General features: G+C 44.7%; 1 protein-coding gene. It reads right to left on the bottom strand.

The window, feature by feature from the left end:
- On the bottom strand, positions 1–255 hold a 255-nt coding region (locus ACSLUO_RS17760), incomplete at both ends, for a thiamine pyrophosphate-binding protein (RefSeq protein ID WP_527242001.1).

Below are 255 nucleotides of genomic sequence, written 5' to 3'. Positions count from 1 at the left end.
CAATGGCTGCAGCAATGGCTTCTGGGTTATGACCATCAACATCGGCAATCACATGCCAGCCGTATGAGGCAAAACGTGCTGGTACGTTTTCAGTAAACCAACCTTCAACGTGACCATCGATAGAAATGCCGTTGTCATCCCAAAACGCCACTAATTTACCTAAACCTAACGTACCGGCTAATGAACAAGCTTCGTGAGAAATCCCTTCCATTAAACAACCGTCACCTAAGAAACAGTAAGTGAAATGGTCAACAA

The sequence above is a fragment of the Thalassotalea agariperforans genome, assembly GCF_053470345.1.
This window is presented reverse-complemented; position numbering and strand designations above follow the sequence as displayed.